Origin of the sequence: Ramlibacter aurantiacus (assembly GCF_016722895.1) — a bacterium.
GTDB lineage: Bacteria > Pseudomonadota > Gammaproteobacteria > Burkholderiales > Burkholderiaceae_C > Ramlibacter > Ramlibacter aurantiacus.
Genome location: NZ_JAEQNA010000005.1, coordinates 58,621 through 71,163 on the forward strand (window position 1 = coordinate 58,621; position 12,543 = coordinate 71,163).

General features: G+C 68.6%; 11 protein-coding genes. 4 read left to right on the forward strand and 7 right to left on the reverse strand.

The features are described 5' to 3' along the window. The 4 genes from JI739_RS14145 to JI739_RS14160 form a co-directional block, all read right to left on the reverse strand. The gene (locus tag JI739_RS14145; RefSeq protein ID WP_201684575.1) at nt 1–864 is read right to left on the reverse strand and encodes an FAD binding domain-containing protein; all 864 of its coding nucleotides are present in this window, start codon (nt 862–864) and stop codon (nt 1–3) included. A gap of 6 nt (nt 865–870) precedes the next feature. Then, the gene (locus JI739_RS14150; protein ID WP_201684576.1) at nt 871–1,863 is read right to left on the reverse strand and encodes a substrate-binding domain-containing protein; all 993 of its coding nucleotides are present in this window, start codon (nt 1,861–1,863) and stop codon (nt 871–873) included. A 22-nt stretch (nt 1,864–1,885) separates the two neighbouring features. Further along, nucleotides 1,886–2,866, reverse strand: coding sequence for a Bug family tripartite tricarboxylate transporter substrate binding protein (locus tag JI739_RS14155; RefSeq protein ID WP_201684577.1), 981 nt, complete (start codon nt 2,864–2,866; stop codon nt 1,886–1,888). Between the two features lie 130 nt (nt 2,867–2,996). Then, complete coding sequence (locus JI739_RS14160; protein ID WP_354003730.1) at nt 2,997–3,464, reverse strand: isochorismatase family protein; 468 nt, start codon at nt 3,462–3,464, stop codon at nt 2,997–2,999. Nucleotides 3,465–3,738: 274 nt separating this feature from the next. Between JI739_RS14160 and JI739_RS14165 the strand changes: the two genes are divergently transcribed. Both JI739_RS14165 and JI739_RS14170 read left to right on the forward strand, forming a co-directional pair. Next, nucleotides 3,739–4,203 carry a MarR family winged helix-turn-helix transcriptional regulator gene (locus JI739_RS14165; RefSeq protein ID WP_201684845.1) on the forward strand — a complete coding sequence of 155 codons (465 nt, stop codon included), beginning with the start codon at nt 3,739–3,741 and terminating at the stop codon, nt 4,201–4,203. A 390-nt stretch (nt 4,204–4,593) separates the two neighbouring features. After that, nucleotides 4,594–5,256 (forward strand): HAD family hydrolase, encoded by a 663-nt coding sequence (locus JI739_RS14170; RefSeq protein ID WP_201684578.1) that lies wholly within the window; start codon nt 4,594–4,596, stop codon nt 5,254–5,256. Nucleotides 5,257–5,310: 54 nt separating this feature from the next. Here the strand turns inward: JI739_RS14170 and JI739_RS14175 are convergent, their stop codons facing one another. The 3 genes from JI739_RS14175 to JI739_RS14185 all read right to left on the reverse strand — a co-directional run bounded on the left by JI739_RS14175 (nt 5,311) and on the right by JI739_RS14185 (nt 10,001). Further along, on the reverse strand, nt 5,311–6,606 hold the full coding sequence (locus tag JI739_RS14175; protein WP_201684579.1) for a DUF3422 family protein: 1,296 nt from the start codon (nt 6,604–6,606) through the stop codon (nt 5,311–5,313). A gap of 177 nt (nt 6,607–6,783) precedes the next feature. Further along, nucleotides 6,784–9,126 carry a cytochrome P450/oxidoreductase gene (locus JI739_RS14180; protein ID WP_201684580.1) on the reverse strand — a complete coding sequence of 781 codons (2,343 nt, stop codon included), beginning with the start codon at nt 9,124–9,126 and terminating at the stop codon, nt 6,784–6,786. Nucleotides 9,127–9,194: 68 nt separating this feature from the next. Further along, complete coding sequence (locus JI739_RS14185; protein WP_236589647.1) at nt 9,195–10,001, reverse strand: IclR family transcriptional regulator; 807 nt, start codon at nt 9,999–10,001, stop codon at nt 9,195–9,197. 103 nt (nt 10,002–10,104) lie between these two features. On the opposite strand from JI739_RS14185, the gene JI739_RS14190 reads away from it, so the two are divergent. Beyond that, on the forward strand, nt 10,105–11,082 hold the full coding sequence (locus JI739_RS14190; RefSeq protein ID WP_201684582.1) for a Bug family tripartite tricarboxylate transporter substrate binding protein: 978 nt from the start codon (nt 10,105–10,107) through the stop codon (nt 11,080–11,082). 238 nt (nt 11,083–11,320) lie between these two features. Further along, nucleotides 11,321–12,523: a CaiB/BaiF CoA transferase family protein gene (locus tag JI739_RS14195; protein ID WP_201684583.1), complete on the forward strand. Its 1,203-nt coding sequence runs from the start codon at nt 11,321–11,323 to the stop codon at nt 12,521–12,523. Nucleotides 12,524–12,543 lie beyond the last annotated feature (20 nt).

Consider the following 12,543-nt stretch of genomic DNA (forward strand, 5'->3'; position numbering starts at 1 on the left):
TTACCGCTCCGCTCTCGAAAGAGCCTTGGCCAAGGCCCTGCGGCACAGGACCTGCGCCAGGTGTTTGCGATACCACCCGGGGACATAGCTGTCGCTGCTGGCTTCGACTTGGCCGCAATGCGCCGCGGCTGCATCGATGTCGGCTGGCAAGGCCCGCGACCCCAGCAGCACCTGCTCGGCCGCCAGCACCTTGACCGGCATGGAACCGATGCCGCCCAGGGTGACCGACGCGCGCCCGACGATGCCCTGCGCGTCGAACTCGAGCAGCACCGCCGCGGAAACGATGGCGAAGTCGCCGTGCCGGCGCGCGTATTCCTCGAAGGCATACCCGTGCCCAGCGGGCCAGGGCCTGATGGACAGGGCCACCAGGATCTCGTCCGGCTGCAGCGAAGGCGTCATGTAGCCCGCCGGAAAGTCCGCCATGCGGATCTCGCGCCGGCCGCGCACGCTGGCAGCCGTGACGCAGGCGTCCATCGCCATGGCGATGGTGGGGATCTCCGCCGACGGGTCGAGCTGGCACAGGCTGCCGCCCACCGTGCCCCGGTTGCGGGTCTGCCGGTGGCCGACGTTCAGGATGGCCTCACGCAGGATCGGCAGGCGACGCTCGACGAGAGGCGAGAACTCCACGTCGCGCTGCCGCGCCATGGCGCCGATCTCGACGACATGGCCGGCCTCGCGGATGAAAGAAAGCTCCTGGATACCGTTGATGTCCACCAGGCAGTCGGGGAACGCGAAGCGCATGTTGAGCATGGCCACGAGCGACTGCCCCCCCGCCAGCACCCGCGCGTTGTCGACCTCGCTCAGCGCGCGCAGCGCCTCGTCGAGCGTGCGCGGGGCGACGTAATCGAATGCCGGAGCCTTCATGGGTCGTCAGATCTTCGAGAGGTCCAGCGAGGAGCGCGCGAACAGCTCCTCCGGCGCCACCTGGCGGGTGGAAAGTCCCTGCCCGTAGTGGTAGCGCGAGAAGGTCTCGATCACATGCTGGTTCGCCTCCAACCCGTAAGGCCAGTAGTCCGCACCCATGAGACGCTTGGCCTCATTGTGGTGGTGGACCATCCAGGGCAGGGTCACCGCCAGGTGGCAGATCTCGTCGAGTTCCTTGACCGCGAGGTTCTTGGCCGTGAGGAACGCCTTGTAGACGCTCACCGGGAGCCACGGGTACTTCTCGACCAGGCTCTTGCGGATGCCGACCATGTGCATGATCGGGAAGATCCTGGTACGCCGGAAGTAGTCCTGCTCGGACTCGATGTAGTTCTTGAACAGCCTGCCGACGTGGGGCGCGCCGCGCAGGAAGCAGGACGGCGCCCGGGCGCCGATGTAGCCGTCGATCTCACCCGACTCGAGCATGCCCGACAGCGTCTTGTCGTTGGGGATCTGCTGCAGGTCGATCGAGTCGGGCAGGGAGATGGGGGCGCGCTCCTCGCGGCCACCCTCCTCCACCCCACCGCGGCGCCAGTGGATCTCACTGGGCTTGACGCCGTATTCGTCTTCCAGGATGCCGCGAATCCAGACGTTGGCGGTGATCTGGTACTCGGGCACGCCGATCACGCGGCCGCGCAGGTCGTGCGGATGCTCGATCCCGCGGTCGGTGCGCACATAGATGCCGGACTGGCGGAACACCCGCGACAGGAAGGCCGGAACCGCGACATATTGGTTGTCGCCGCGCGCCGTGGTCATCATGTGGCTGCTCATGGAGATTTCGGTGATGTCGAATTCCCCGTACCGGAAGGCGCGGTGAAACGCCTCCTCCGGCTCGAGCGGCACCGCGTGCACGTTGCAACCCTCGATCTGCGCCCTTCCATCGAACAGGGCCTGCGTCCGGTCGTAATTGCCGACCGACATGCTGAGTTCCAGTTTGCTCATGTTGTCTCTTGCTTTCCTTGGATCAATCCGCTTTGAGGTTCAACTGCTTGGCCAGCGCGCGGAACTTGTCGATGTCCGAGTGCACGACCTTGGTGAATTCGGCCGGGTTCTCCGCCGCCGGGGTATAGCCCAGCTCGAGCAGCCGCTTCTGGATCTCCTTGCTCTGGGCGATTTCCGCGACGGCCTGGTAGATCTGCTGCTTGACCGGTTCGGGCGTGCTGCCCGGCACGGCCAGTCCCTGGTACTGGCTCATGTTGAAGCCGGGGGCACCGCTTTCGGCCACGGTGGGTACGTCGGGCAGGATGGGCGATCGCTGGGCCGCCGTGATCGCCAGCGCGCGCATGCGACCGTTGCCGATGTAGGGCACCGCGCCCGAGACGGTCACGATGGCGTAGTCCAGCTGGCCGCCCAGCACGTCCACCAGTGCGGGCCCGCAGCCCTTGTAGGGCACGTGCGTGTTGTTCGTCTTGAACGCCATGTTCATCATCTCGCCGGCCAGGTGCGGCGCGGTGCCGGAACCGCAGGAACCCCAGTTCAGCGGTGACTTCGATGCCGCGACCAGGTCGTTCATGGTCTTGAGCCGGGAGTTGCCCGGCACGACCACCACCATCGAGGCGTAGGCGACGCCGACCACCGGGGCGAGGTCCTTGCGCGGGTCGTAGGAGAGCCGGGAATAGATGGCCGGCGCAAGCGAGAACGAGTCGTTGACCATCATCAGCGCCGTCCCATCGGCAGGACGTCCCGCCACGTAGGCAGCCGCCATGGAGCTGCCCGCGCCCGCGCGGTTCTCGACGACGACGGTCATCCCCTTTTTCTGGAGCTCGGCCGTGAACAGCCGCGCGAGGATGTCGACGCCGCCGCCAGGCGCGAAGCCCACCGTGATCTGCACGGGCTTGGTGGTCCAGCCGGTGCCGTTCGCCCAGGACAGGGCGGAAGTGAACAGCGAAGCGGCCGCAAGGCCTGCGACGAGCGTGCGACGGGTCAGGGTGCGGGAAAAGGTCATATAGAGATCCAATCTTGCAGTTCGATAAACACGGTTGCCCTCAGCAGACATGCGACTGAATACGACCTCCGACCCAAGGAACCCCGCCGCGCAGACCGCGCGCGTGAGCCTTCGAATCGTAGCGTATTAGTCAGCATGCTGAGTAGATGGGCTTGCAAAGAGCGTGCCACCAGCCCCGGCCCCCGGCCGCCACTGCCTTCAGCACATCGCAAAGCGACGCTATCCAGGCACCTGTCTGCGCCAAGTCATAGCGGTTCGCTTCGTGCGGGCCGATTGCGCGGTCACACCCGCAATCGGAGATCACAACCGGTCTGGATCCGCGGCCCATGGCGGCCACCGCACTGGCGCGCACGCACGCACCGATGGCACCGCGAGCCACCAACACGGTGCGCACGTCACGCGGGGTGAACCCTGCAGCCAGCCTGGTGCCGAGCCGCTCGCCGGCAAACGAAGGCATCTGAATGCACGCGGACGACACCATCGCGCCGGCATCCTGGTACTTCAACCGCTGCGCCTTCACAGCCAGTTGGCGCGGATCGTCCACCTGGCGGGCACGCCAGTCGATCACCTCGTGGTCCTCATTCTGGAAGGGCTCCACCACGAGTCCTGTCGGGGGTCCAGGCAGGGCGCCTCACGGGCGTCATGGACCGCACTTCGTGCGCGACCGGGCTCAGGCGTGTCATGGATCGGGGGAATAAAATCATCAGCGGACTGACGAATATGAGCACTTACGCGGGGGATACCAGGTGGTTGAGCGAAACAAGTTGAAGGCCGACCGGTTGGCGAGGCAGAACGCCGCACGCCTGGCGGAAGCGGCCGAGCCGCCGCGGGCCGACGTCGCGCTGGACGTGGAGCCGCCGGTGAGCGCCTCCATGTCGCCGAAGCAGCTTCTCTGGCGCCGGCCAGGCTTCCTGGTGCGCCGGCTGCACCAGATCCATGTGGCGATGTTCCTGGAGGAGTGCTCCAGCCACCCTCTCACCCCGGTGCAGTTCGCAGTCCTGACGGCGCTGGCCGTGCTGCCAGGGCTCGACCAGGTCTCGATCGGGCTGGAAGTCGGCCTGGACCGCACGACGACCGCCGACGTGGTCAAGCGCCTCGAGGAGAACGGCTTCGTCAGGCGCACCGTGCACCCAGCCGACAAGCGTGCGCGCCAGGTATTCCTCACGAAGGCCGGACAGGTCGTCGTCGACGAGATGCACGCGAGCATGACGAGCGCCCAAGAGCGGCTGCTGGCACCACTGACCCCGGCCGAGCGCGGGATGTTCATGCAGTTGCTCTCCAGGCTGGTCGAGGTGAACAACCAGTACGGCAGGACGACATTGAAGGGCATGGCCTGAGCGTTCAGGCCAGATAGACCGGGTCGTTGGCCACCACGCTGGTGCCGCACGCCACGCGGCGTTCCTTGAGCAAGAGCCGGCCGTCCTCGCCGTGCCCTGGCTTCGCCATCGGCCAGACCGGATGTGCGGGCCACCTGCATCCATGTCATTTTCGAACTCCTGCTGCTGTTCGCTCTGGAAGCCAATCATGTCAGTGCACTGACTAATACGCAAGGCGGCCGCGTACGACGGGACGCTAGGGAAACTGCGGATTGCCCCGTCTTTTGCCGCAGTGTGAAAGGGGCTTTTTGCTTTGTAACAAGCTGCGCCTCGAGGCCTGTCCTTGGGCCGACATAAAGATCAGCATACAAACCAACGCGTTGCCCGATTAGGATGCCAGGCCGCACCTCCATGCCCCTGTACCAAGCCACCCTCTTCGACTGCGATGGCGTTCTCGTGGACAGCGAGGGCATCACTCATGCCGTGCTGTCGGAACTGATGGCCGAGCTCGACTGGTGCGTCTCACCCGAAGAGTGCGCCAGGATTTTTGGCGGCAAGGGGGTCGTCGAGGAGCGGGTACTGATCGAGACCCGCACCGGCCGCCCATTGCCGCCGGAGTGGGTCGCGCAGTTCCGCTCCAGGCGTGATGCCGAACTCAGGAGGAGCCTACGGCCGATTCCTCACGCCCTCGAAGCCGTCGCGCGGGCGCATGCCGCATACGGCGAACGCATGGCGGTCGCCTCCGGCGCCTACCGCAGCAAAGTGGAGATGCAGTTGCGTCTGTGTGGCTTGTCGGGCTATTTCGAAGGTCGGGTGTTCAGCGGCCAGGAGCAGGCTCGTTCCAAGCCGCATCCCGACGTGTACCTCGCCGCTGCCGCTGCGCTCGGGGTGGACCCGCGAGCTTGTGTCGTCATCGAAGACACGGTGACCGGCGTGGCTGCCGGCGTGGCTGCCGGGGCGACGGTCCTGGGCTACTGCCCACGCACCGCCGCCATCAGCGACGCGGGGGCGCTGGTGGCCGCCGGAGCGGCCCGCGTGATCGCGGACCTGCGCGAGCTCGACGCACTGATCTGAACGCCCGCCTTCCGTCGGCAGCCCGGGCCGCACGATGGCCAAGCCGGCAGCCTACTACGCCCCCTTGACCCGCTCGTGCAGCCGCCGCAAAGAGCCCCACACCGCGACGGCCACGATCGGGATCGCCACCGCCGCCGTCGATTCGGGCGTGAACGGCCAGCCCAGGGCTTGCGCGCCCTTGGCCAGGTACGTCACCAGGCCGACGATGTAGTAGGTGATGGCGGCCACCGAGAGGCCTTCCACCGTGGACTGCAGCTTCAGCTGCACGGCCTGGCGGCGGTTCATGGTCGCCAGCAGCTGCTGGCTGCTCTCCTGCTGCTCGATCTCCACGCGGGTGCGCAGCAGGTTGCTGGCCCGCGACACCCGCTGCGACAGCGCGTCCTGCCGGCGCGCCGCCCATTCGCAGGTGCTGCGCGCGGGCGACAGGCGCCGCTGGATGAAGTCGCCCAGCGTCTGCAGGCCCGGCAGTCGCGCCTCGCCGATGTCCGCCACGCGCCGGTCCACCAGCTGGAAATAGGCACTGCTGGCCGAGAAGCGCGAGTGGCTGGCGGCGTACTGGCTCTCGATCTCGCCGGCCAGCAGCGTCAATCGATCGAGCAACTGCGGCTCTTCATGCCGCGCGGCGTCCCGGATGGCGGCCGCCAGTGCGGCCAGTTCGTGTTCGGCCCGCCCCAGTGCCGCGAACGCGCGCCGCGCCACGGGCAACGCCAGCAGGGCCATCATGCGGTAGCTGTCGATCTCGATCAGCTGCTGCACCAGGCGACCCAGGCCACGCGCCGGCATGTCACCGGAGAGCAGCACCATGCGCGTGAAGCCGTCGGCGTGCAGTGCGAAGTCGGCGTAGACCTCGGCCCGCCCCCCGTCCAGCACCGAGCCGACCAGCGTGTCCTCCCGCAGCACCGTCCCAAGCTGCGGTGCGCAACCCGTGGGCGCCGCGCGCAGCACCCACAGGTGCAGACCGGCCAGCAGGCGGCCGGGCAAGCCGGCCAGCCAGGCCTGGGGCAGGTGGCGCAGCACGGTCTCGGGTTCGCGCTCGCCGAGGCCCGCCGGGTCGAGCGGGCACGAGAACGACCAGCTCACGAACTCGGTGTGCAGCTCCCACCGCAGGTGAAAGCCGGCCACGTCGACCCGCAGGTGCGTGCAGTCGCGGTCCGGAACCGGCAGGTGGTGGTCGCGCAGCAGCGAGGCCAGGTGCGCCCGGCTCGCCTCGCGCTGGTCGGCATCGCACAACAGCACCACATGGCTGATGGCCAGCGGCGCCGCCAGCGCCTCGGGCGGGCGGGCGTGGATCTCGTTGTGCAGGGCGGTGCGCTGCGGATGCGGCGCTGGCAGGTGGTGCGACAGGCTCATCGGTCCTCCGGATGCCGATGCTAGTCCACTGAAACACTGCGACGAGGCGGTGCCGTGCGGCCCCTCACCACCCCTTCCAATGGTTCAGCCGACCGTGCGGCGATCCAGGCGCGTGGGGCCGCCGGGCGTGGTGAGCCACGAGCCGGATGCGCCAGATCGCACGGCGCTGCGGCTGCATCAGAGCGCCAGGATGATCTTCTGGCCGGCGGCCCGCGAGCAGCAGGCGAGCATGCGCTGGTTGGCGGCGCGCTCCGACTTGGTCAGCACCTTGTCGCGGTGGTCGACCTCCCCCTCCACCACCGCCACCTCGCAGGTGCCGCACAGGCCCTCGTTGCAGTCGCAGGGCACGTCGAATCCGGCCGACTGCAGGGCCTGCAGCAGGGTCTTGTCGGGAGGCACCAGCACATCGACGTCGGAGTCCTTCAGGTGCGCGACGAAGGCATGCTCCCGGGCCGGATCGAGCGCCGAGCCGTCGGCGCTGAAGTGCTCGAAGTGCAGCACGCCTTCGGGCCAGCGCTCGCTCAGGTTCTCGAGTTCGTCGATGAGGCGGTCCGGGCCGCAGGCGTAGACCCGGGTGGCGCCATCCACGTGCGCCAGGACGGTGGGCAGGTCCATGCGCCGGCCCTCGGCCTTGACGTACAGCGTGAGGTGCCCGCCATGTTCGCGCTCCAGGCGATCGAGCAGGGCCATCTGCCGACGCGAGCGGCCGGCGTAATGGATTTCGTACGCCTTGCCGATGCGCTTGAGGCGGTCGGCCATGGCCATCACCGGCGTGATGCCGATGCCGGCGGCGATGAGCACGAAGCGCCGTGCCGATTCGTCGAGCTTGAACAGGTTCTTGGGGCCCGAGAGCTGCAGCGCCTGGCCCACCTCGAGCGTGTCGCAGAAGTGGCGCGATCCGCCCCGGCCATCGCCCTCGCGCTGCACCACCACCTGCAGCAGGCTGCGGTCATCGGCTGGCCCGCATAGCGAGTACTTGCGGCGGAAGCCGCCGGCGATCAGGTCCACGTGCGCGCCGGCGCTCCAGGCCGGCAGCGGCCCGCCCCGGGGATCGGCCAGCTCGATGCGGCACAGGCCCTCGCCTTCCTCGTGCTTGCCGCGGACGACCACCGTGCGCGCGATGCTGTCCTTGGCCGGCGGGCCGATGTAGAACGGCTCGGCGCTGGCCGCCGTGGGGGAGCCGCTGCGCCCGGGGTTGAGCGCGGGGTCCCACTCCACCCACAGCTCCGAGGGGCCGCGGAACGAGGTGTTGGACAGGTAATCGATCTGCTGGCCTGCGACCAGTCGGATGTGCGGCAGGCGGCGCACGAACTCCTCGAGGAACACCCGCATCTGCATGCGGCCGATGTTCTTGCCCATGCACTGGTGCGCGCCGTAGCCGAAGGTGAGGTGTTCCACCGCGCCCTCGCGGTAGACGTCCACTTCATCGGGGTTCTCGAAGTGGCGCGGATCGAAGTTGGCCGAGGCCATCACGACCAGCAGCTTGCCGCCCTTGGGGATGCGCACGCCGCCCACCACGGCGTCGTCGGTGGCGATGCGGCGCCAGGCGATGATGGATCCGGCCACGCGCAGGCATTCCTCCACCGCATTGGGAATGAGGGCCGGGTTGGCGCAGATGTCCTCCCAGGCCTTGCGCTGCGTGAGCAGCGTGAGGAAGGCGTTGGCCGTGGCGTTGGAGGTGGTCTCGTGCGCCGCCGCCAGGATGGCCATCATCATCGAGCGCATGTACGACTCGGGCACCACGTCCGGGTGCGCCAGGTGCTGGCGGATGGTCTCGTACATCCAGCCCTCGCCATCGGGCCTGGCCCGCATGTCGTCCAGGATCTGCTGCGCGGTCTGCCAGAAGCGGCCCACGTTGTGGGCGATCTCCAGCTGCTCCTGCGGCGAGGGGCGGCCCCAGGTGTTGAGCGTGTGCGCCACGGCGAACTGGCGCAGCTGCTCGGCGCCCTCGTCGGGCACGCCCAGGAACTTCAGCGCGATGTTCAGCGGGATCTCGTAGAACATCTCGCGCACCAGGTCGGCGCGGCCCTTGTCCACGAAACGGTCCATGTACTGGCGCGCCAGCGATCGCACCATGGGCTCGAAGGTGGAGAGCCGCTCGGGCAGAAAGGCGTCCATCAGCAGGCGCCGGCGCTCCATGTGGTCGGGCTCGTCCTCGTTGACCATGGTGCGGTTCATCGCGAAGCCGTACGACTGCAGGATCTCCATCACCTGCGGCGGGGCCGGCGTGATCTTCTCCAGCGCGATGGCCGGCGAGAACAGGATGTTGTCGCGGAACACCGCCTTGACGTCCTCATAGCGGGTCACCACCCAGTAGCCCAGCTGCGGGCTCCAGAACACCGGCTCCTGCTCGCGCGCCCAGCGCAGGTAGTCGCCAGGGGACTGCATGTAGGCCGGCTCGAACGGGTTGAAGGCGGCCGCGTTGGCGCTGACCGGGCAGCCGTTGGGCGCCAGCTGCCGCTGCAGCGCCTGGTGATCGATGGGACAGCGGCCGAGCGCCGCGGAGGAAGGGCTGTTCATGGCAGTCGCTCGAAAAGGAATTGCGGAAGTGTTTTACGCAAAGCGTAAATTCGCCACAGGGTTTACCCCTAAACCATGGCCTGGTCGCCGCCGAACCCCATGGTGGCGCTGATGCCGCGGGCCTCTTCCACCACCTGGGGGCAGACCCGGCCGCCCGGACGGGTATCGAAGCCGTTGCTCGCCCCCAGGGCGGTGAGGACCGCGCAGACATGCCCGCGCGCATCGAAGATGGGCGCCGACACCGCGCTGATGCCCGCCAGCAGGGTGTCGTTGACGATGGCGCAGCCCTGTTCACGCACCTGCCTGCAGAGCCTGGCCACCGGCTCCGGCCCGGACAACATCGAGCGCTGCTCGGGCGTGGCCGCGTCGAATTCCGACTCGGCCTTCCGGCGCAGCTCGGCGTCGCCTGAGTAGGCCAGGAAGACCTGCCCCGTGGCCGACCAGAGCAAGGGCATGACCGAGCCGGCGCGGATGTTCACCGTCACCGGCAGCGAGGGTTCCTCGATCCGCAGCACGGTCGGGCCGAGGTTGCCCATGACGGCGATGAAGCAGGTGACCTGCAGCGCTTCGCGCAGGTCCAGCAGCGCGCTCTCACCCAGGCGCACCGGATCGCATTGGCGCAGGGCCGCCAGGCCGATGCGGATGGATTCCGGGCCCAGCCGGTAGTGCTGCGTGGACGGGTCTTGCGCCACCAGCCCCTCCTGGATGAGGCTGACCAGGTAGCGGTGGACCTTGGACGCGCTTTCCTGCACATCGGCGGCGATGGCGGTCAGGCTGGCGGATCCTCCCAGCCGCGCCAGCGCCTTGAGGATGGACATGCCGGTTTCCGCGGATTGAACGCGCTGGCGACGGTCGGTGAGGGAGGTGGCTGGCATGGGCGGGATCGAAGGAGTGGGTCGCATCAGGGTAATCACCGTCCAGCTTTTACGCAATGCGTAATACCCTTGCGCAATTCATTCATCCGTTCAAGGAGATCCCATGTTGAACCGGCGTCACGCCACCGGACTGATCGCGGCACTGGCCGTCCTGGCAGGCAGCGGCCTGGCCCATGCCCAGAACTTCCCCGGCAAGCCCATCCGCTGGGTCGTGCCCTACCCGGCCGGCGGCGGCTCGGACTTTCTGGCGCGCACCATCGGCCAGCAACTGTCGACCCAGATCGGACAGCCGGTCCTGATCGAGAACAAGCCCGGCGGCAACACGGCCATCGCCGCGTCCGACGTGGCGCGCGCGGCGCCCGACGGCTACACCATCCTGTCCGCCGACAACGGCACCATGGTGTTCAACACGGCGCTGTACTCCAAGCTCTCCTACCACCCCGAGAAGAACCTGGTCCCGGTCACCTTGATGGGCAAGTTCCCCATGATCCTGGTGGTGGGGCCGAATTCAGAGTTCAAGGACGCGAAGGACTTCATCGCCAAGGCCAAGGCCGCGCCTGGCCGCATCAGCTACGGCTCGGCCGGCGCGGGCAGCCCGCACCACCTGGCCATGGAACTGCTGAAGGTCGACGCGGGCCTGCACATGGTGCACATCCCCTACCGCGGCGCCGCCCCGGCGCTCACGGACCTGGCCGGCGGGCAGGTCGCCGCGATGATGGTCGACCTGGCGGCCGGCGCCGGCTTCCTCAAGGGCGGCAAGGTGCGCCCGCTGGCCGTGGCCAACCCGACTCGCCTGCCCCAGCTGCCCGACGTGCCCACCTTCGCCGAGCTGGGCTTCAAGGGTGTCGAGGCCGCCGCCCAGGTGGGCGTGGTCGCCCCGGCCGGCACGCCCGCCGATGTGGTGGGCGCCCTGCAAAAGCAGATCGCCGCCGCCATCCAGACGCCGGCCATCCGCCAGAAGCTGATCGATTTCGGCATCGAGCCCGTGGGCAGCACGCCCCAGCAGTACGCGGACCTCAATCGCGCCGAGGTCCAGCGCTGGCACAAGCTGATTCGCGAGCAGAAGATCTCGCTGGATTGAGGGTTGCGTCTCGGGGTGTCCACCGCGGGCGGCGCCGGGCGGGCCGCGCGACGGCCCCTTCGCGGCGGGCGCCAGTGGCAAGATCGTGAGCGACGACCCGGTCTTCATGCTCGAGTCGATGGGCCTTCGCACCGGCCCCGACCGGGCCAAGCTGATCGGGGCGAGCTGCCGGCTGCCCGAAGAGCCGCTCCCACGGCATGGCGGCCGGTGCCGGCGTGCCCCTGAACGACCCCACACGATGACGTCCAACGCAGCCCTTCCCCTCCACGGCATCCGCGTCGTGGAGTTCACCCACATGGTCATGGGCCCGAGCATGGGGCTGATCCTGGCGGACCTGGGCGCCGACGTGGTCAAGGTGGAGCCGCTGGACGGCGACAACACCCGGCGCCTCACCGGCGCGGGCGCCGGCTACTTCGCCATGTACAACCGCAACAAGAGCAGCCTGGCCATCGACCTCAAGAGCCAGGCCGGCCACGAGGCGGTGCTGCGCCTGGTCGACCAGGCCGACGTGGTGATCGAGAACTTCCGGCCCGGCGCCATGGACGCGCGGGGCCTGGGCGCCGACGCGATCCGGGCGCGCAACCCCGGGGCCATCTACTGCTCGGGCAAGGGCTTCCTGAGCGGCCCCTACGCGCACCGCACGGCCCTGGACGAGGTGGCGCAGATGATGGGCGGCCTGGCCTACATGACCGGCCTTCCCGACAGGCCCATGCGCGCCGGCGCGTCGGTGATCGACGTGACGGGCGCCCTGTTCGGCGTCATCGGCATCCTGGCGGCGCTGGTGCGGCGCCAGGCCACCGGCCGCGGCGAGCAGATCGCAACGGCCCTGTACGAGACCACGGCCTTCCTGGTGGGCCAGCACATCGCGCAGTTCGCGGTGACCGGCACCGCGCCGCCGCCGATGTCGCAGCGCCAGTCGGCCTGGGCGGTGTACGACATCTTCGAGTCGCGCGAAGGGGAGCGGGTGTTCGTGGCCGTCGTCACCGACACGCAATGGCGGCGCTTCTGCGAAGCCTTCGGCCTGGAACGCTTCGTCGACGATCCGCAGCTGGCGAGCAACAACGATCGCGTGATGCAGCGCGAGCGCGTGATCCCGGTGGTCACCGAAGCGTTGCGCACTTTCTCCAAGGTCGACCTCATGGCCCGCCTCGAGGACATCGGCCTGCCCTTCGCCCCGGTGGCGCGCCCGCAGGACCTGGTGGACGACCCGCACCTGAACGCCGGCGGCCTGCTGGAGGTATCCGTCGCGGGTGGCACGGTGGCCAAGCTGCCCGCGCTGCCCATCGAGATGGGTGGACACCGCTTCGGCCTGCGCTCGGGCATGCCCGAGGTCGGCGACGGTGGCGCCGAGGCGCTGCGCGCGGCCGGCTATTCGGCGCAGCAGATCGAGGCCCTCGCGCGCGAAGGCGTGGTCCGCCTCGGCACGGCCGCCGACTCATGACCGCGGGAACAGACCCACCG